The sequence below is a fragment of the Alloactinosynnema sp. L-07 genome (assembly GCF_900070365.1).
Lineage (GTDB): Bacteria > Actinomycetota > Actinomycetes > Mycobacteriales > Pseudonocardiaceae > Actinokineospora.
Window position 1 is genome coordinate 5,470,351 of sequence record NZ_LN850107.1, and the last position, 18,888, is coordinate 5,489,238.

Consider the following 18,888-nt stretch of genomic DNA (forward strand, 5'->3'; position numbering starts at 1 on the left):
CAGAACACTAGGGCTGCGGGACCTGCGCCCCGGAGGCCGAGACGTTGTTCGCCCACTGGCTGATGCCGCCGTTGTCCAGCAGCACCTCGCCCCAGCCGCCCGCAGTCGTACCGAACCTGTTGCCGGTGACGATCGTGCCGCTCATCGGCGAACCCAGGCGCAGGATGTACCCGCCACCGGCCAGGTAGTTGCCCACCACCTGCAGGTTCTTCGACGGCGACGAGCCGTCGGGCATGATGAACACGGCCGCGTTCTGGTGCGTTCCGTCGTAGGCCTTGCCGTCGGCGCTGATGTCGATCCGGTTGTACTTGATCGACAGGTTGGCGCCGCCGTAGTTCTGGATGCCGTCGTTGTGCGTGTTGTTCGGGTAGGCACCCGCGCGCAGCATCCCGTGGATGTAGTTCTGCTCGATCGTGGAGTTGCCGGGGCCGTTCTGGATGCCGTCCGGCGTGCCCGAGATGTCACAGCGGATGACGGTCACCGTGGCGTCGCCGTGGATGGCGCCGTTGCCCCACTGCGGGCCGGGCCACTGGCTGTCCTTGTAGGTGATCGTCGTGTCGCGCACGTCGATGTGGCCGCTGTTGCCCAGCAGCGGGGCCCAGCTGAAGTGGTTGCCCTCGATGATCGAGTTGCGGATCGTCAGCGTTCCGCCGCCGTTGTACTCGATGCCGCCCTTGACGTGGACGCCGTCGAGGGTCACGTTGCCGCTGAACCGCAGGGCACCGGTGTTCCAGCGGGTGCCCGCCGGTGCGTTGCCCGGCCCGTCGACGATCTTGAGCTTCGTGGCGTCGCCGCGGAACCCGACCTGGCCGGGCTGCGGAACGGTGCCCGCGGCGACAGCGCCACCCGGAGGGGCAGGCTGCGGGACGGGCTGGGGCTTGGGCGAGGAGACAGTGCCCGTCGCGGTCGGCTGGACCGTGGTGGTCGGCGCCGCGGTGGACGACGAGGTCGTCGTCGGCGCTGCCGTGGTGGTGGGTGCCGTGGACGGCACCGGGTCGATGGTGATGGTCGTGGACGGCGTCGGCAGGTCCGGCGCGGGCTTGCCCGCCATCGGCTTGCAGCCTGCCGTGAGCACGATCGCGCCCACTGCCACGCCCGCCGCGACCGCGATCCTGCGGGCTCGCGTGGCGTGGCTCTTACGTAACTCCGCAGACGATGAGAGTCGAGCGGACATGAGATCCTTCCGGTTGGCAATAAGTCGCCCCCGTTGCGGGACAAGGGATCCCGCAGGCCGGCAGTGGTGATTTGGCGGCTGCCCGGCCGGTCGGCACTCTATGCACATCGCTCCGCAGATCACAACAGGGTCACGAACCGCATGTCAGAGCGGTCACGAACAGTGTGACACCGACCTCATCGGCTGTGGGCGACCCTCCGTAACGATTCGACCGTCCGTGCGATCCCTTGCGAGAACCCCTCGCATCAGCAGACCGGGAGCCGGCATGCAGACAGGCACGCGTCCGGTACCCGCCGGCGCCAGGGAGCGGCCCGTGCGCGCGTCGCGCCTGGGCTGGCGGTCCGCCGTGGCCCTGGCCTGCGTACTCGCGGCCATCCGGGTCGCGGTCGCGATCTTCGCCGACTACGACAGGGTCGTCGGGCTTTTCGACGACGACGCGTTCTATTACTTCGGCGTCGCCGCCCACATCGCGGGCGGGGACGGGTCGACGTTCAACGGCATGGACCCGACCAACGGCTATCACCCGCTGTGGCTGTTGCTACTTGTTCCGGTCTTCTCGATCGCGCAGGGTCACGCGGCGCTCGTTACTGTGACGCTGGTCTCAGCGGGCCTGTTTTTGGCCTCGGCCCGCCAGATCGATCGGATCGGCGCGCTGACCGGTAGGCCCGTGCTGGTCACGGTGTGTGCGGCGCCGTTGCTGGTGGTAGGCACCGCGGGCCCGTCGTTCTGGTTCTCCGGGATGGAGACCGGCTTGCTGCTGTTCGCCGTGCTGTGGCTGGCGGCGACGTACCTGCGGACCGAGGGATTCACCGCCGACGGGTTCGGCCCCGGCCACGCCAGGGCGGCGGGCGCGCTCATGGCGCTGGCGATCCTGTCGCGGCTCGACTCGGTGTTCCCGATGGCGCTGCTCGGCGTGCTGGCCCTGGTGTCGTGGAAGCGGGCGGGGCTGCCGTGGCTGCGGCTGGGCGCGTGGCTCGCGGCGTTCCCGGCGGTCGTGCTGGCCGGGTACCTCGCGATCAACCAGGCCCTGTTCGACACGCCGATGCCGGTGTCAGGGCAGGCCAAGGCGCTAGGCGGGACGGGCGGGCTCAACACCGACGTCGTCGGCCAGTTCCTCACCTCGCCGGTGCTGTTCGGCCAGTCGACCTGGCTGGGCGCGCTGGGGCTTCTCGTCGTCGGCGGCGCCCTGCTGGTCAAGGCCGGTGGCGCGCTGGGCAGGGCGGCGGCGTTCGGCGCGGTGGTCCTCGGCGGCGGAGTTCTCGTCGTCGTCTACTACGCGGTGACGACGAGCTGGCAGCTGTGGCCCTGGTACTTCTCGGCCGCGCCGCTGGCAATCGCCCTGGCCGGGCCCGCGTTGGCGAGCCGGATCCGGGTGCCCGCCCGCGGACTCGTCGCGGTGGCCATGATCCTGCTGGTCGTCGCGACGACCTCGGCCAACGCGGTCCGCTCGGCGCGCGGCGGGGTGGCCAGGTCGGCGTTCATCGAGGCGGGACCGGCGGTGGCCGCGAAGATCGACGCCCTCACCCCGTTCGGGCTGCCGCTGGCCATGGGTGACCGCGCGGGCAGCCTCGGCTTCCACCTGCACCGGCCGCTCGTGCACCTGGAGGGCTTGGTCAACTCGGCCGAGTACCTGGAGGCGCTGCGCAATGGCCGGGCGCCGGAGTTCCTGGCCGCCCGCGACGTGGCCCTCTACGCGCGTGGAGACGCCTCGGCGGGCGTGCCGGTCGACGGCGAGCCAGGGTGTGCGCGGTTCACCGAGCCGCAGCAGGGTGGCGGTACGAAGTTCACTGTGGTGGTGTGTGAGCAGGACCTACTCTTGACGCATCCGCTGAGTGACGGAACGTCGTACAGAGTGTGGCGTTACCGCCCGAACTTACAGGCGGGTTAGACTTAACGGCTCAATTTGGACCTGTGGGAACATCACATGGAGTAACGGGTTTCTCGGTACTCACGATTTACCAGGCATAGGGAAGCCGGACCTGTTGCTCGGCGCTACGCGGGGTGTTGGGGCGCGGATGGACTTCTGGAAGACACTGCTCGTACTGCTCAAGCGGTGGTACGTGGCCCTGCCCGTCTTCGCCGTGTCGATCGGCGGAGCGGGTGCGGTCTACGCGGCCATGCCGATGCACTACGAGTCAACGGGCGTCATCGTGCTGACCTCGCCCTCCAGCGGCCCGACCTCCACGGTCACCGGCCAGAGCGGGAAGACCAACCCGCTGTTGGCGTTCGAGAGCAGCCTGGCCATCTCGGCGTCGATCGTGATCCAGAGCATCAACACGCCCGAGGTCGTCAAGGAGATGGGCGCCGACAAGCCCGACCACACCTTCGTCCTGACCGGCGGCGCCGAGGGCGGGCCGTTCATCAGCGTCAAGACCGAGAGCAGGTCCGAGCAGGGCGCGCGGGACCTCGTGATGCAGGTCCTCGATCGGGTGAAGGCGGAGCTGGGCAAGCGGCAGCAGGACCTGCAGGCGCCGGAGAGCACCTTCATCGGGGTCGACGACGTCGTGCCGCCGACCAAGCCCGAACCCCTGCGCGGCGGCAAGCTGCGCGCGGCCGGTGTGGCGCTGATCCTGGGTCTGGTGGCGAGCCTGGCGGCGGTGTTCGGCTTCGAGAGCTTCCAGAGCCGCAAGCGTCGCACCGAGGACCCGGACGAGGACTTGGACGCCGAGGACGAGTTCGAGGACGAGCCCGACGACGAGCCGGTCGCCAAGCCGGTCGCCAAGGCGAAGCGGCCCGCCGTGGCCGCGGCGGCCGACCATGAGGCCGAGCCGGTGGTCCCCACACAGCCTCGGCCACGCACGGTTTCCGCGGACCTCACCCAGCGGGTGGCGCCGGTGCGTCCTGGCGGGGCCAACGGACACCCGGTCAAGGCTCCGCAGGCCAAGCCCACCGCGCACAAGCCCGTGGGTCAGACGTCCGGCGGGCAGGCAGGGCAGAAGTCGCCCGCGGGACAGAAGTCGCCCGCCGGGCACAAGGCACCAGCCGGGCAAAAGGCACCCGCGGGGCAGAACGCGCCAGCGGGACAGCAGGCCGTCGGTCCGCCTGCCCCGGCCAACGCCAAGTCCGGTCCCGCCAACGCCCAGCCCGCGAACGGCCAGCCTGGTCCCGCGAACGGCCAGCCTGCCCCGACCACCGGGGTGGCCAAGCCGACCAGGGTGAACGGGCAGCCCGTTGGCACCGGCCCGGTGGGCAACTGGCCCGCCGACGAGTGGCGCGAGCCGCCGACGCTGCGGATGAAGCCCGCCCAGGCTCCGCCAGACCAGCGAAGCTGATCCCATGGCCACCGACCGGCCCGCCGACACCTTGGGCGCCGACGGCCAACCACGCGAACGCCCGACGACACGGCGAACGACCAGCGCCAAGCGCGCGGGCGAGGCGGCGGGCGGCCGACGCGGGCCTGCCAAGCGTCCGGCGCCGAAGGCGCGGGATCAGCGGTTGCCGATCATGCGCAAGCCGGGTACCAAGCAGCGGGCCGACGGGGCGACCCTCGCCTGCTGCTACGCCCTGGCCATGACCTGCATCCCCGCGGGCCTCGTGCTCAAGGGCCTGCCCATGTCGATCACGCCAGGGATGGCGATCGGGCTGGCCATGGGCATCATCTGGTTCTGCGCCCAACTCGTCACGACGCTCGGGGTGGCGAAAGGGCGAAACGCCGCGCGGACCGCGCTGTTCCTCTTCGCCAGTTCGCAGTTGGCCACCTACGGATACGCGACCTACGGCTATCTGCCCTCCGACGAACTCGCCGCCGCCGACCGGACCCTCATCACGTTGATGGCGGTGTTCTCCGTGGGGCTCGCCGTGTGCGACGGGGTGCGCGGGCTCGACCGGCTGGACCGGCTGCTCAAGGTGATGATCGGCGGCGCCACGTTCATGGCGGCCGTCGGGATCCTGCAGTTCTCGCTGGCGCTGGACCTGACCCAGTACCTCTCGTTCCCCGGGCTCAAGGCGCAGGGCGAGATGTCGTTCGTGTTGGAGCGATCCAACTTCCGCCGTCCGGCGGGGACCTCCGGCCACCCGATCGAGTTCGGCGTCGTCTGCGCGATGACGGTCCCGCTTGCCCTGCACTACGCGCTACGGGCGTTGGACCACGGCGGCCCCGCCAAGCGGTGGTGGTTCTGCCTGGCGATCCTGGCCGTGGCGTCGATGCAGTCGCTGTCCCGGTCGGCCGTGCTGGGGCTGGCGATCGCGGCGATGTTCGTCATCCCCGCGATGCCCAAGAAGCGGCGGGTCCGGGCGCTGGGCGCGATCGTGCTGTTCCTCGTGGCGATGCGGGTGATGGTGCCCGGCCTGGTCGGCACGCTCTACAGCCTGTTCACCAGCATCAGCGTCGACCCGAGCGCCGAGAGCCGCAGGCGGGCCATCGACCGGGCGGGCTCGGAGATCTCCGAGCACCTGCTCCTCGGCCGCGGCATGGGCACCTACCTGCCGGAGAAGTACGGCTGGCTCGACAACCAGTATCTCGGCACGCTCGTGCAGAACGGCGTCATCGGGATGCTGCTGCTGATCTTCCTCTACGTCGCGGGCTGGTACTGCTGCCTGCGGGTGCGGCTGGCCAGCAAGGACCCGAAGATTCGCGACCTCGCCATCGCCATCGCCGCGGGGATCGGGGTGCCGGGGATCTCGTCGGCGACCTTCGACCTACTCGGCTTCGCCGTGGCGACCGGCTTCACGTTCCTGCTGGTCGGCGCCGCCGGGTCGCTGTGGCGCACCGTGCAGGACCAGAAATCCGCGGAACCGCAACACTCGGCCGCCCAGTCCGATGAACCCGATGAACCTGATGACCCGGACCAGCCGGACCGACCGCACAGAACAGAGGTAACCGCGTGACCGCCGAAGCGCCGGAAGAACCGACGATCGGCAGCAAGGTCGGCCGCGGCGCGGTGTGGAGCCTGCTCAACACCGTGGTGCTGCGCCTTGGCACGCTGATCGCGGGGATCGTGCTGGCCCGCATCCTGACCCCGGCCGACTACGGCGTCTTCGCCGTCGCCCTGGTCGCGATGACGCTGCTGCAGGCGTTCAACGAGCTCGGCGTGAGCCTGGCGCTGGTGCGGTGGGAACGCGACGTGCGGGAGTTCGCGCCCACGGCGATGACCATCGCGGTCGGGTTCAGCGTCGCGCTCTACGGCGCGGTGTGGTTCGCCGCGCCCGCGTTCTGCGAGCTGATGGGCAGCCCCGACGCGGTCGGGGTGATGCGGGTGCTGTGCCTCGCGGTGATCTTCGACGGGGTGGCGGTGGTCCCGGCCACGATCCTCAACCGCGAGTTCCTCCAGCGGACCCGGTTCCTGTGCGACGCGGCGGCGTTCGTCGTCGTCACGTCGGTGACGATCTCGCTGGCCGCCACCGGGTCCGGGCCGATGAGCTTCGCCATCGGGCAGATCGCGGGCAACCTGGTGTCGGTCACCGCTTACCTGCTGCTGTGCCCGGTGAAGGTGCGGCCGGGATGGGACGCCGGGATCGCGCGGGACCTGGTCAAGTTCGGCCTCCCGCTCGCGGCGGCCAGCCTGCTCGTGCTGTCGGTGACCAATGTGGACAAGATCGTCGTCGGCTCGATGACCGACGCGGTCGCGCTTGGCCTCTATGTCATGGCGTTCAACCAGTCGAGCCTGCCCTTGCAGGTGTTCTCCGAGGCCGCGCGGCGGGTGTCGCTGGCCGGATTCTCGCGGCTGGTGCACGACAAGCGGCAGCTTGAGGAGGCGCTCGCGCGCGGGGTCGGGCTGCTGATGGCGGCCTCGGTCCCGGTGTGCGCGCTGTTGGCCTGCTACGCCGGACCGATGCTGCACGTGGTCTACGGCGGGCAGTGGACCCCGGCTGCGATCGCGCTGCAAGTGCTCGCCGCACTCGGCCTGCTGCGGATCCTGCTGTTCATCGGCTATGACCTGCTCGTCGCCCTCGACGGCAACCGGGTCCTGGTCGGCCTGCAAGGGCTGTGGCTGGCCGCCATACTCCCGGCGCTGATCGTGGGCACTCAGGTCGACGGCATCCGCGGCGCGGCGATCGCCCAGGTCGTCGTCGCGGCGGTCGTCGTGGTGCCCGCGTTCGCGTGGGTGATCCGGCGGCGCGGCATCCGGCTGCTGCCGTCGCTGCTGGCCTGCCGCAGGCCGTTCGCGGGCGGGCTGCTGGTGGTGGCCTCCGCGCTCGCGGTGCGTGAGATGTTCGACAGCTCCCTGGCCCAGTTGCTCATCGGCGGTCTCGTGGCCGCCGCCCTCTACTTCCCGGTGGTGTACCCGATGCGTGCTCTGCTCCCTGGTCGCGCCCGTGCGGAGGTGGTCGCGTGACCACCCCGACGAAAGACCGCGGCGGCCTGTCGGCGGTCGTGCGCCGCTCCCTGCGTGACGCGTTCGGCCTGTGGCCGATGCATGAGGCCAAGACCCGGCTGAGGCTGGGAAAGCGGGTGCCGGAGCTGCGCCGCTTCGAGGACGGCGAGGTGGCTCGACTGTCCACAGTGGTCGGAGACCGGCCCGCGACGCTGGTCGCGACCGTGATGCCGACGTACAAGCGCCCGGAACTCCTGCCGCTCGCGGTGGAGTCGGCGCTGGCCCAGACGGTCACCGACCAGCTGGTGATCGTGGTGGACGACGGCGGCGGGCTGCCGTCGCTGCCCTCGGACCCTCGGCTGGTCGCGGTGAGCCTGTCGCGAAACTCCGCTGTCCTCGGGCTGGTCCGCAACGTCGGGATCCGGCTCACGCGGTCGAAGTACATCGCCTTCCTCGACGACGACAACACTTGGCGCGAGGACCATTTGGAGAAGGCCTTGGCCACCCTTGGCCGGGGCGCGGACCTGGTCTACTCCGCCGTCGAGCGGCGGCTGGCCGACGGCACCGTGCTCGACGTGCTCTCCGAGCCGTTTGACCGCAAAACCCTGATCGACGGCGATCCGTACGTCGACTCGAACTCCCTGGTGATCCGCCGGGCGCCGGACGTGGTGTTCAGCCGGATCCCGCGGGTCAAGGCGACGCTGCCGAAAGAGGACTGGGAGTTCGTCCACCGGATGTCGCGGACGCGGGTGGTCGAGCACGTCCCGGAGCCGACGGTCCGGTACCTGGTGAACGAGGCGAGCTACTACACGCAGTGGAGTTCCGGCGACGCTTGATTCGCGGACCTGGGACGAGTTACGGCCCGTCCCAGGTCACCGCGTCGATCAGGGGCGACCAGGCGGCGTCCGGGAAGCGGAGGGTGCCGCCTTCGGGGTTCTTGGAATCCCGGACACGGACTGTGGCGGTGTAGGCGACCTCAACACAGTTCGCTTGAGAGCTGCTGAAGCTCGACTTGCGCCACTGTCCGTGCATCCCGTTTCAGCCCCGTTCGTAGTCTGCCGCCAACATGGTCAGAAACTTCACCGTATCGGCTGAGTCCAGCGCGAACTTCATGAGCTTAGCAGCGGCGTCATGGAACAACTGGGTGTGATCGGGAGCGTCCAGGAAGCCCGCCACCGCCAAGTGCTCAAAGTAGACAATGGGCGGGACGTCCTCTCGGAATCCCATCATCATGAACGCGCCCGGAATCGGATACCCCCAACGTCGGAACGGGATCACGTGGATATCAATGTTCGACTGCTTCGCTCGTTCGATAAGCCAATTGACTTGTCGAATCATGGCCTCCGAGCCCCCGTAAGTCCGGCGCAGAGCGGCTTCCTCGATGACCGCCGTATACCGAGGAGCAAGGCGAGCCCCGAGGACCCTCTGCCGCGCCAACCTGGCATCGATGCACGCATCTTGATCGTCCCCGGCGACTCCCTCAGCGGTATGGACGGCCCGCGTGTACTGCTCGATCTGCAGGAGTCCAGGGATGTAGTCGAAGGCAGCATCAAACATGGTTGCCGCACGTGCCTCGAACGTGACGAGGGGCTTGAGCAGGCGCGGGAGCCGATCACCGGCCTCAAGCCACTCTGGCGCGTCCAGTCTGTCCGCCAGTTCGAGGATTCGCTTCCGGTCCTCCCCGGTCACCTCATAAAGCGCCAATAGTCCGGCTATATCGGTGATCGGGGAGAGCCGTTTGGCGTTCTCCGAGCGATTCAAGGTCGGTGCGGAAAGGCCGATCCCGAACGCGGCCTCCTTTGTCGTCTTCCCGGTCCGCTCACGAGCGGCCGCCAGTTCCATTCCCAAGGCCCGCATCCGAGCGGGCAACCGGTTGCTGATCACCCATCCATGAGACCACCCATCCCACAATCCGCAACGCGCACGATCGGCTGATCCATTTCGCCGCCCGAAACACGCCGCGCGGGAATCGGCCGCGTCGCTTACATTCGCGCACGTGACTGATCCCGAGGTGTCCGCTCTCATCGCGTTCCTCGTCGGTGGGCTGCTGTCCGTGCTGCTGGTCGTGCCCTACATCGCGTGGAGCTATCGCAGGCGGGGCGAACTCGGCCTGGGGCACGCGCTGCTGGCGTTCGGGTTCCTGGTCTACGCGATGGCACTGTGGACGTACACGCTGCTGCCCGTCCCCGACACGACCCCGCAGTTCTGCGCTGAGAACGCGGTGCGCACGATGCAGACGCGGCCGTTGCAGTTCTTCGCGGACATCCGCAGGGACCAGGTCGGCACGGGTGTCCGGGCGCTGCTGCACAACCCGGCGTTGCAGCAGGCCGTGTTCAACGTGGCCCTGTTCGTGCCGCTGGGGATGTTCGGCAGGCACCTGCTGCGGCTGCGCCCGCTGACCGTGATCGCCCTCGGCGCGGCGGTGTCGCTGTTCATCGAGGTCACCCAGCGCACGGCGGTGTGGGGCCTGTTCGCGTGCCCGTACCGGCTGTTCGACGTCGACGACCTGATCACCAACACCCTCGGCGCCGCGCTCGGCCTGGCGCTGGCGCCCGCGCTGCGGCTGATGCCGGGTCAGAAGGTCCGCGCGGCGGCCGACGAACCGCGGCCGGTGACGACAGCCCGCAGATTGCTGGGAATGGCCGTCGACCTGGTGTCGGTGGCGCTGCTGGGGGCGACCTTCCAGGTCGTCTACAACATCGTCGCGGTCGATCTGCTCATCGAGACCGTCCCGGACCAGCACCGGCTGCTCACCATCGCCGCCCCAGTCGCCCTGCTGTTGGTGCTGGTGCCGATGTTGGGCAACGGCGGCACGTTCGGCCAGCGCGTCGTGCTGCTGCGCCCAGTCGGCCCCGACGGCGGCAAGCCGGGGCTGGGCCGAATGCTGGCGCGGTTCGCCGCGGGATCGGGTGGCTTCTTCGTGCTGGAGTTCTTCGGGGTGTCGCTGCTCGGATTCCTCCTGCTGGCCGTCAGCGGCGTGATGGCCTGGCGGCCCAAGGACCACCGCGGGCTGTCCGGCGTGGTGGCGGGCCTGCGGGTCGTCGACAGCCGGGATGCAACCTTTCGGGAGCCGGCGAGCGTGATTAACACGTAGCTACGCACCCAGGGGGTTTGATGAACGTCCGCGACCAGGATTTCGCCGAGTACTTCGCGGCGAAATCCGACGCGATGCGCGGCACGGCGTACTTGCTGTGCGGCGACTGGCATCGCGCCGAAGATCTTGTGCAGACCACGTTCATCAAGCTGTTTCGCGTGTGGAACCGGATCGGTGAGTCAGGCAGGCTCGACGCCTACACCCGGCGGATCCTCGTGCACACGTTCCTCGACGAGACCCGGCGCGGGTTCTTCCGACGGGAACAGGTGACCGACGAACCGGCGGACCGGGCGGTCGAGCAGGCCGGGCCGGAAGACCGAATGGTCCTCGTGCGGGCACTGGCCAGAGTGCCCGCACGGCAGCGCACCGCACTGGTCCTGCGGTACTGGGAAGACCTCTCCCTGGAGGAGACCGCGCAGGCGATGAAGTGCTCGACGGGCACGGTCAAGAGCCAGACCTCCCGCGGCCTCACCGCACTGCGCGGCCTCCTCCCCGCCCCGACCGCTTCCTTCTGAGAGGGACCCATGAACGAGCAGGACCTGCGCTCCGCGCTGCGCGCCGAGATGTCCGCCGCCACCCGCCCACCGTCGATGAACGGCACCGAAGTCCTCGACGCGGCCCGCCGCGCCGACCGCAAACGAAAGGCAGGCCTCGCGGGCCTCGGCGCCGCCGGGGCCGTCGCGGCGATCGCCGCCGGAGCCATGCTGCTCCCCGGCCTGGGCGGCACCGACACCGACACGATCGCCATCGGGGCGCCCGGCAAGACCACGTCGGCCACCACCGCGCCACCGACCAAGACCTCGTGGCCCAACGGGCAGCCGGACCGGACCGCGACGGCGGGCCCGCGCTACGACCGGGCGGTCGAACTGCTCGACTTGCTGACCGACGCCCTGCCCAAGAACTACTCCGAAGAAGACGGGTGGCACCAAGCCCAGTTCGACCAGTACGACGGCGACCGTGAGGCCTGGGAGTACGCCGTGACCATCAAGAGTGAGGTGAAGCCCACCGTGATGGCCACGGTCTTCACCCCGGGGAACAGCCAACCCGAGACGCCATGCGCCCGAGAAGGCTCGCCGATGCGGTGCGAGCCGCTGATGGTGGACGGTAAGCAGGTGTGGATCGTGACCTATGGCCGCAAACCCGCGCACGTGGCCCCAATGCTCGGCGCGTCGTACCGGCACCCAGACGGAACCGTCGTCCAGATCTCGATGGAAGGCAACAGCGAGTTCCCCTTCACCAAGCAGGCACTCGCCGAACTCACCGTATCGTCGCGGTTCGCCCTTTCCTGATCTCAGACGATCTCGTAGGCGCGCGACGTCGCCCTGCGGTGAGTACCACGCTCGGCCAGGGTTCGCGCTACACCCCGGTCTGTTCCCACCGGAACACCCGAGCGTGCTGCCGGATACGTCGCGCGGGGGCGGTGAGGACGAGTGGTGACAGCGTCCTCGCCGCCTTGGTGCCCAGGCGTTCCCGCAGCTTGAGCGTGTGCCACTCGGGCAGTGACGCCGCCTCCGGGAAGGTCTCCACGGCGAAGTCGACCAGCTCTTCGACCGGGGATTCCTCGGTGATGCCCTTGTCATACGCCCGACCGGCCCGCCGCAGAGCGTCCTTGGCCAGGACTCGGCGGACCTGGCGGTCCAGGTCGGCCTTGTCCTTGAGCTGGCCGTCCATCCGGTCGACGATCGAGACGTAGGCGGCCAGGCGCTGGCGCAGGTCGGCGACCTGGGAGGCGTAGTAGGCCGCCGACATGTTGTTGCCGTGGACCCGGTAGTAGGCCTGGTCGACGCCGCGCAGGTAGCCGACGTCGGTGTGCAGGGCGAAGCGCATCCACATCTCGATGTCGCCGGTGTGGCGCAGTTCGGGGTCGTAGCCGCCGTACTTCTGCTGGACCTCGGTGCGCACGACCACCTCCGGCGAGGTGATGCACCCCTCGCCGAGGGCGAACCGGCGGCGGAGCCAGGAGTGTCCGTTGTAGACAGTCCAGCCCTTGTCCGCGGTCCTGGCCTGGGGCAGCGGCTCGCTGCCGTCCCAGTGCAGGGGCCTGCCGTAGACGAACCCGACCTCCGGGTGCGCGTCCATCAGCCGCGTCGCGCGGCTGAGCGCACCCGGGGTCAGGGCGTCGTCGGCCGAGAGGAGAGCGCAGTAGTCCGCGCTCGCCCACTCCAGCAGACCCTCGTTGTAGGTGGCGATGTGGCCCTTGTTGCGGGCGTGCTCGACCACCTGCACCCGACTGTCCGCCGCGGCCAGTTTCCTGGCCACGTCGGCACTGTCGTCGCCGGAGGCGTCGTCGATGACGAGCACCCGGACGTCGACGTCGGGCTGGTCGAGCACGCTCCGCACCGCGGTCGGCAGGACGGACCCGTACTTGTAGCACGGGATGACCACGTCGACGCTGGCCACTGCTTTGCCCCCTGGAACTCGGTTACGGCTGGGTCGTTACGAAGGTTGCGTCGACCCAGTAGTTCGATCCGTTACCCGAGCCGTTCGGGAACACACCGCCGCCGCCGTACTGGTACACGCCGTTGGGCCCGGGGCCCGTGCTCGCGGGGCCGGTCAGCGGCCCGTTGACGCGGTCGGCGTTGAAGTACTGCGTGGTGTAGCCGTAGCGGCCCGCCGAACCCCAGAACGAGGCCACGTAGGTGGACCCGGCCGTGACCGCCACCGGGGAGGCGAAGGTCAGGGTCTGCCAGCCGCTGCTGCTCTCGTTGGTGTACGTGCCGGTCGCCAGTTGCGCGCCCGCGTTGGACCACAGGGTGCCGGTGTGCGAGCCGGGGTCGCCCGCGGACTTGTAGAACCGGACTCCGGTGATCCACCCGTTCTGCGCCACCTGGATCCGGGTGCCCAGCTCCACCGGCGAGTCGGTGGCGAAGTTGCCTGGCGCGTCGGTCGGGCGGAACAGGGTGCACGGGCAGGCGCCAGCAGCACCGGTGGTGAAGGTCCACGTGTACGCCGCGGGCATCAGGTTGCCCATGCCGTCACTGGCCCGCACCGATGCGGTGAAGGTGGCGCCACCCGCCAGCGCCGAGGTCGACGCGAAGGTGACGCTGCGGTTGTCCGGCGCGAGCTGCGTGGTGCCGGAGACGGTGCCGACGCCGTTCTGCGTCAGCGAGAACGTCAGCGACGCCGGGTTGACCGGCTCGGAGAAGTTCGCCGTCACGCCCGTGCCCGTGGACACGCTGGTGGCGTTGTTCGCCGGGTTCGTCGAAGTCACCGTGGGCGCGGTGGTGTCGGCGCCCTGGGTGTCGATGGTGACGTCGACCCAGTAGTTGTTGGCGTTGAACGTGCTCGACGGGAAGCCGCCGCCGTAGACGTACACGCCGTTGCCACCCGAGGCCGGGGACGTCGGCGCGGTCAGCACACCGCGGCCCGCGCCCTGGCCGGCGAAGAAGCCCGAGTCGACCGAGTAGTGGCCGGTCGGCGTGCGGTAGGAGGCGACGTAGGTCTGGCCCGCCTGGATCTGCACGGGGCTGGCGAAGGTCAGTGTCTGCCAGCCGGTCGCGGTCTCGTTGGTGAACGTGCCGGTCGCGAGGCGCTGGCCGGAACTGGTCCACACCGAGCCGGTGTGCGTGCCGGTGTTGGCGAAGGACTTGTAGAAGCGCACGCCGGTCACCGTCGCGTTGGTCGCCACGGTGAACTTCACGCCCAGTTCCACGTCGCTGGCGTCACCGGCGTCGACCGTGGCGGGAACCTTGGTCTTGAACAGGTTGCACGGACACGGCGCCAGTGCGGTCCCGGTGGTGAAGTTCCAGGTCCTTGGCGCGGCCAGCGGGTTGCCGTAGCCGTCGGTGGCGTTGAGCGTCACCGAGTGCTGCGTGCTCGCGGGCATCAGGTCGGTCGGGCTGAAGGTGACCACGTTCTCGTCCACGCTCACGGTGCCGGGGACCGGGTTCCCGGCCGCCTGCACGGTGAACTGGACGCTGCCCGGGTCGACCGGCTCGTTGAACGTCGCGGTGATGCCCGCGTCGAGGTACACGCCGGTGGCGTTGCTCGCCGGGTTGGTCGAGTTGACCACCGGCGGGGTGTTGTCGGCGGTGTCGGTCGTGACGATCACGTCGACCCAGTAGTTGCCGCCGTTGAACGAGCTGTCCGGGAAGCCGGAGCCGTACCGGAACACGCCGTTGCCGCCTGCCACGTTGCCGGTCGCGGGCGCGGTCAGCGGGACGATGCCCGCACCCTTGCCGTTGAAGTAGCCCGCGTCGACCGAGTAGCGCCCGGTTGGCGCGGTATATGAGACGACGTAGGGCTGGCCGGAGCGGATCTGCACGGGTGTGGCGAAGTTCAGCGTCTGCCAGCCGCTGGCCGACTCACCGGTGAACGTCCCGGTGGCCAGGCGCTGGCCCGCCGACGACCACAGCGACCCAGTGTGGGTGCCGGTGTTCGTCGCGGCCTTGTAGAACTTCACGCCGGTGACGGTCGCGTTGACCGAGGTGTTGAACTTCGTGCCGACCTCGATAGCGGCGGTATCGCCGCTGTCGACGGTGGTAGGCGTCTGCGTGCCGAAGATCGTGCAGGGGCATTGCTGGGCGCCAACGGTGACGTTGACCGTCACCGTGTTGCCGATCGTGGCGCCGTCGTCGGAGGCGCGAACCTTGATCGACACCTGCCCGAGCACGCTCGGGGTCCAGGCGTAGGACCAGGTGTCCAGGCCGGTGGCGCGCTTGTAGGTGGCGCCGCCGTCGACCGAGACCTCGACCGAGGCGACCTTGCCGCCGCCGACGTCGACCGCGGTGCCGGAGATGGTGCGCGGGGTGCCCGCGGGCACGGTCGAGCCGTTGGCGGGACCGCTGACGGTGACGGTGGGACCGGTGGTGTCAGTGCTCTTGGTGGCCTGCACCATGCCCGCCATCAGCGTGCGCGGCTGCGCGCCCATGTCGGCGAGCATGTTGATCGTGGCCTGCTGCATCGCCGGGGCGACCGGCGCGGTCGGCGGGGCACCCGCCGGGAAGGTGTGGTCGGAGTCCAGACCCCAGGACCACTGCACCGTGGCCGCGCTGAACACCAGCGCGTTGCTGACCTGGTCGCGGTAGAGCGTGAGCTTGTGGTTGGCCGGGCCGCCGCCGTACAGGTGCCCGTAGTCGAGAAGCAGCTGTCCGTCATCGACGGTGACGGTGGTGTCGGACATCGGGATCGAGCCCGCGGGCCGCAGGTGGTCCGGGTCGCTGTCCCACTCGTAGCCCAGCGTGCCCGCCGGGAACGTCGTGGTGCCAGTAGCGGTGGCCACGGAGGTGTTGCGCCAGAAGCGGTTGCGGCCGAAGGAGGCCGGGACCTGCAGCGAGTCGGCGCGGTAGCCGTTGACGTAGAACAGGGTGCCGAGAAGCTCGTTCTCGGGGCGGCCCGCGTCGGACGGCGGGGACTGGCGCGGGTCGCGCCAGGTGCCGGTCCACTGCGGACTCGGGTCGATCTTGGCGCCACCGGGGGCCTTGGTCTCCTTGTAGCAGACCATGGTGCGCAGCGCGGTGTTCGAGCCGTCGATCGAGTTCTCGAACCTGGTCTTCCAGAACCACGAGTTGCCGGTGAGGAACATCAGGTTCACGCCCGCGGCCTTGGCCTGTTCGACGCCGAGGCGCTGGGCGGCATTGACGTACTCGTCGTGGCCGGAGGAGATGTAGACCTTGTGGTTCTTCAGCAGCGCGGGGTTGCGGGTGACGTCCACACCGGACAGGTAGCTGACGTCGTAGCCGTTGCGCTCCAGGAACCGGACGAGCGGGTACTCGGCGTTGAGGAAATTCGACGTGCCCGCGTTGCGGTACGGGCGGTTGTAGCTGACCTTGAACGCGCGGCCGTCGGGCGATCCGCTGAAGCCGCCCTCGTAGGTGTTGAACTCGTTGATGCCGGGGCGGTCGCCGTACTTGTTGTATGCCTGCCAGGTCTGGTCGGAGGTCTGCACGACGATGTCCGACGTCGACGAGTCGTTGCGCACGACGAACGGGTACTGGCTGGCGCCCGCGCCGTCGTTGCGGACGAAGTTGGCGACGTAGAAGCCGGGCGTGGCGGTGCTGGGCACGAACCAGCTCGCCGAGACGCCCCAGTTTCCGCAGTCGACCAGGCCGGTGGTGGACTGGTAGGCGCACTGCGGCTGGTTCTGCGGCAGCGGCACCGACGGGGTGAGTGTCTGCTGCTTGCGGCCGCCCATGCCCTGGTACCAACCGAGCCGGACGATATCGACCGAGTAGTTGGTGCTCGGCGTCTTGATCTTGAAGTCGAGGCGCTGTCCAGGCTGGACGCTCGTCTGGGTCGCGAATCCCTCGATATCGCCATAGTGGCTCTCAATGAACCAGTCGTCGCGTGGGGTTCCCGGCTTCGAGTTCTCACACACGACCGGGTTGGTCGGCGCGTCACACGGCCCCGCCAAGGCCGGTGATGCGACGAGCACAGGGAGTCCTACCGCGACGAGAAGTCCGGCGAGTACGGCGCGCATACCGCGCAACGTCCGCCCATGACCGCGTGCGTCGTGCATCGCACGGTCCATCCGAGCCTCCACGGTGCGTAACCGTAAGTAGTAAGAACGATCGGGGGCAATCCAGGCATCACAGACCCGCGCGGAGACGCGCGTGTCCGATTGATCTGGATATCGCGCCTTCATCCCACCCCGTTACCCCTGTTGGGGGAAGGGGATTAGGTCCTGTAGATCTTGACCGATTGGTGATCGTGGGGTCGCGCTAAGCGATCTCCGCGAGACCGTTTCCGTCCGGTGACACGGTGTAGTCGCGTAGGCACTCCGCACAGTGCAGTACTTCGTCCAGGCGGGCGCCACATTCGCACACCCACCCCTTCTGACGTGCGGGATTGCCCGCGACGAAGGCGTGCGGTGGCACATCGCGGGTGACCACCGACCCAGCCGCGGCGAATGCGTACCGTCCTATTTCGACACCGCAGACGACCACGGTGCCCGCGCCGAGGGTCGCGCCATGCCGCACGACGGTCTCAACCAATTCGTCGGGCCCTTTGCGAATTGCCGCCCGCGGCCGGAAATCGTTGGTGAACAACACGTTAGGACCGAGGAAGACTTCGTCCTCACAGGTCACTCCACTGAAGACCAGGGTGCCGTTCTTGACCGTCACCCGGTCACCCAGCGCAGCGCCCGTCTCGACGAAAGCGCCGTCGCAGATGTTGCAGTCGCGCCCGACCTTGGCGCCCGGGAGCACGTGCGCGAAGGCCCAGACGCGGGTGCCCGCGCCGACCTCGTCGCTCTCGCAGAGTCCCTTGTGATGGACGAAGACCTCGGCCTCGGTGGTCGTCATGACCGCACCGGCTCTCCGACGAGCGAGTCGGCCAGCACCGAGACGACCCGCTCCTGCTGCGCGGAGGTGATCTCCGGGAACAGCGGCAGGGACAGGATCTCGCCCGCGATGAGCTCGCTGGCCGGGAAGGCGCCCACACCCTGGCCCAGGCCCGCGAACGCGCCGGTCAGGTGGACCGGGGTCGGGTAGTGGATGCCCGCGCCGATGCCCGCGGCCTGGAGCTTGGCCAGCACCGCGTCGCGCTCGGCGACGCGGATGACGTAGAGGTGCCACACCGGTGTGTTGCCGTCGGCGACGACCGGGGTGAGCACGCCGTCGAGGCCCGCGAGGAGCTTGTCGTAGCGCTCGGCGGCGGCGCGGCGGTCGGCGTTCCAGCCGTCGAGCCTGCGCAGCTTCGCCGACAGCACCACGGCTTGCAGCGTGTCGAGCCTGCTGTTGAAGCCCAGCACCGGGTGCTCGTACTTGCGCGGCGAGCCGTGTGCGCCGAGCAGGCGGACCCGCTCGGCGAGGTCGGCCCGGTCGGTGGTGACCGCGCCCGCGTCGCCGTAGGCACCGAGGTTCTTGCCGGGGTAGAAGCTGGTCGCGGCGATGTCGCCGAGCGAGCCCGCCCGCACGCCGTGGCGCTCGGCGCCCTGCGACTGCGCGGCGTCCTCGACGATGGCGACGTTGGGCGGCAGCAGCGCCCGCAGCTGGTCGATCTGCGCGGTCTGGCCGTAGAGGTCGACCGGGAGCACCACGCGGGTGCGGGTGGTCACCGCGGCCGCGGCGGCGGTGACGTCGATCAGCGCGGTGTCGGGGTCGCAGTCCACCAGCACGGGCGTCGCGCCGGTCCGGGCCACGGCCTCGGCGGTGGCGATGAAGGTGTTGGCGGGCAGGACGCACTCGTCGCCGGGGCCGATCTCCAGCGCCCGCAGCGCCAGTTCCAGCGCGTCGGTGCCGTTGCCCATGCCGACGCAGTGGGCCACCCCGGCGAACGCGGCGTACTCGGCCTCGAACGCGGCGACCTGCGGCCCACCGACGAAAGCGGTGCGCGCTAAGACTTCCGACCAGCCCGCGGCCACCTCGTCCGCGACAGCGGCGTGCTGGGCGGCCAGGTCGACAAGGGGAATGTGGCCGGTCATACGA

At 69.4% G+C, this 18,888-nt stretch carries 15 protein-coding genes; 8 read left to right on the forward strand and 7 right to left on the reverse strand.

Annotated features, from left to right (window positions below; genetic code table 11):
- Positions 1-7: 7 nt before the first annotated feature.
- Positions 8-1,174, reverse strand: coding sequence for a right-handed parallel beta-helix repeat-containing protein (locus BN1701_RS24715; RefSeq protein ID WP_157368204.1), 1,167 nt, complete (start codon positions 1,172-1,174; stop codon positions 8-10).
- Between the two features lie 313 nt (positions 1,175-1,487).
- Between BN1701_RS24715 and BN1701_RS24720 the strand changes: the two genes are divergently transcribed.
- From BN1701_RS24720 to BN1701_RS24740, 5 genes are all read left to right on the forward strand, one after another.
- A complete protein-coding gene (locus BN1701_RS24720; RefSeq protein ID WP_157368205.1) occupies positions 1,488-3,062 on the forward strand; it encodes a hypothetical protein in 1,575 nt (524 codons plus the stop codon).
- A gap of 127 nt (positions 3,063-3,189) precedes the next feature.
- A complete protein-coding gene (locus BN1701_RS24725) occupies positions 3,190-4,446 on the forward strand; it encodes a hypothetical protein (RefSeq protein ID WP_054052677.1) in 1,257 nt (418 codons plus the stop codon).
- A 4-nt stretch (positions 4,447-4,450) separates the two neighbouring features.
- Positions 4,451-6,001, forward strand: coding sequence for an O-antigen ligase (locus BN1701_RS24730; RefSeq protein WP_231949694.1), 1,551 nt, complete (start codon positions 4,451-4,453; stop codon positions 5,999-6,001).
- Positions 5,998-7,449, forward strand: coding sequence for an oligosaccharide flippase family protein (locus BN1701_RS24735; RefSeq protein ID WP_054052678.1), 1,452 nt, complete (start codon positions 5,998-6,000; stop codon positions 7,447-7,449). The genes BN1701_RS24730 and BN1701_RS24735 overlap by 4 nt, the downstream gene beginning before the upstream one ends.
- The gene (locus BN1701_RS24740) at positions 7,446-8,264 is read left to right on the forward strand and encodes a glycosyltransferase family A protein (RefSeq protein WP_082860034.1); all 819 of its coding nucleotides are present in this window, start codon (positions 7,446-7,448) and stop codon (positions 8,262-8,264) included. The genes BN1701_RS24735 and BN1701_RS24740 overlap by 4 nt, the downstream gene beginning before the upstream one ends.
- Before the next feature lie 19 nt (positions 8,265-8,283).
- Here BN1701_RS24740 and BN1701_RS34645 read toward each other — a convergent pair whose 3' ends face one another.
- Positions 8,284-8,460 carry a DUF397 domain-containing protein gene (locus BN1701_RS34645; RefSeq protein ID WP_082860035.1) on the reverse strand — a complete coding sequence of 59 codons (177 nt, stop codon included), beginning with the start codon at positions 8,458-8,460 and terminating at the stop codon, positions 8,284-8,286.
- Positions 8,461-8,466: 6 nt separating this feature from the next.
- Positions 8,467-9,312, reverse strand: a complete 846-nt coding sequence (locus BN1701_RS24745; RefSeq protein WP_054052680.1) for a helix-turn-helix transcriptional regulator — start codon at positions 9,310-9,312, stop codon at positions 8,467-8,469.
- 112 nt (positions 9,313-9,424) lie between these two features.
- Between BN1701_RS24745 and BN1701_RS24750 the strand changes: the two genes are divergently transcribed.
- From BN1701_RS24750 to BN1701_RS24760, 3 genes are read left to right on the forward strand one after another with little or no spacing between them, the layout of a single operon-like run.
- Complete coding sequence (locus tag BN1701_RS24750) at positions 9,425-10,522, forward strand: VanZ family protein (RefSeq protein WP_054052682.1); 1,098 nt, start codon at positions 9,425-9,427, stop codon at positions 10,520-10,522.
- 20 nt (positions 10,523-10,542) lie between these two features.
- Complete coding sequence (locus BN1701_RS24755) at positions 10,543-11,037, forward strand: SigE family RNA polymerase sigma factor (RefSeq protein WP_054052684.1); 495 nt, start codon at positions 10,543-10,545, stop codon at positions 11,035-11,037.
- A 9-nt stretch (positions 11,038-11,046) separates the two neighbouring features.
- Positions 11,047-11,811: a hypothetical protein gene (locus BN1701_RS24760; RefSeq protein WP_054052686.1), complete on the forward strand. Its 765-nt coding sequence runs from the start codon at positions 11,047-11,049 to the stop codon at positions 11,809-11,811.
- Positions 11,812-11,878: 67 nt separating this feature from the next.
- On the opposite strand, the gene BN1701_RS24765 is transcribed toward BN1701_RS24760, so the two are convergent.
- From BN1701_RS24765 to BN1701_RS24780, 4 genes are all read right to left on the reverse strand, one after another.
- The gene (locus tag BN1701_RS24765; protein WP_054052688.1) at positions 11,879-12,922 is read right to left on the reverse strand and encodes a glycosyltransferase; all 1,044 of its coding nucleotides are present in this window, start codon (positions 12,920-12,922) and stop codon (positions 11,879-11,881) included.
- Between the two features lie 22 nt (positions 12,923-12,944).
- The gene (locus tag BN1701_RS24770) at positions 12,945-16,979 is read right to left on the reverse strand and encodes a DUF4082 domain-containing protein (protein ID WP_172803310.1); all 4,035 of its coding nucleotides are present in this window, start codon (positions 16,977-16,979) and stop codon (positions 12,945-12,947) included.
- Between the two features lie 202 nt (positions 16,980-17,181).
- Positions 17,182-17,763, reverse strand: a complete 582-nt coding sequence (locus BN1701_RS24775; protein WP_054052692.1) for an acyltransferase — start codon at positions 17,761-17,763, stop codon at positions 17,182-17,184.
- Entirely contained in the window at positions 17,760-18,884 is a 1,125-nt protein-coding gene (locus BN1701_RS24780; protein ID WP_054052694.1) for a DegT/DnrJ/EryC1/StrS aminotransferase family protein, read from the reverse strand. Before BN1701_RS24780 ends, BN1701_RS24775 begins: the two co-directional genes overlap by 4 nt.
- Positions 18,885-18,888: the final 4 nt, after the last annotated feature.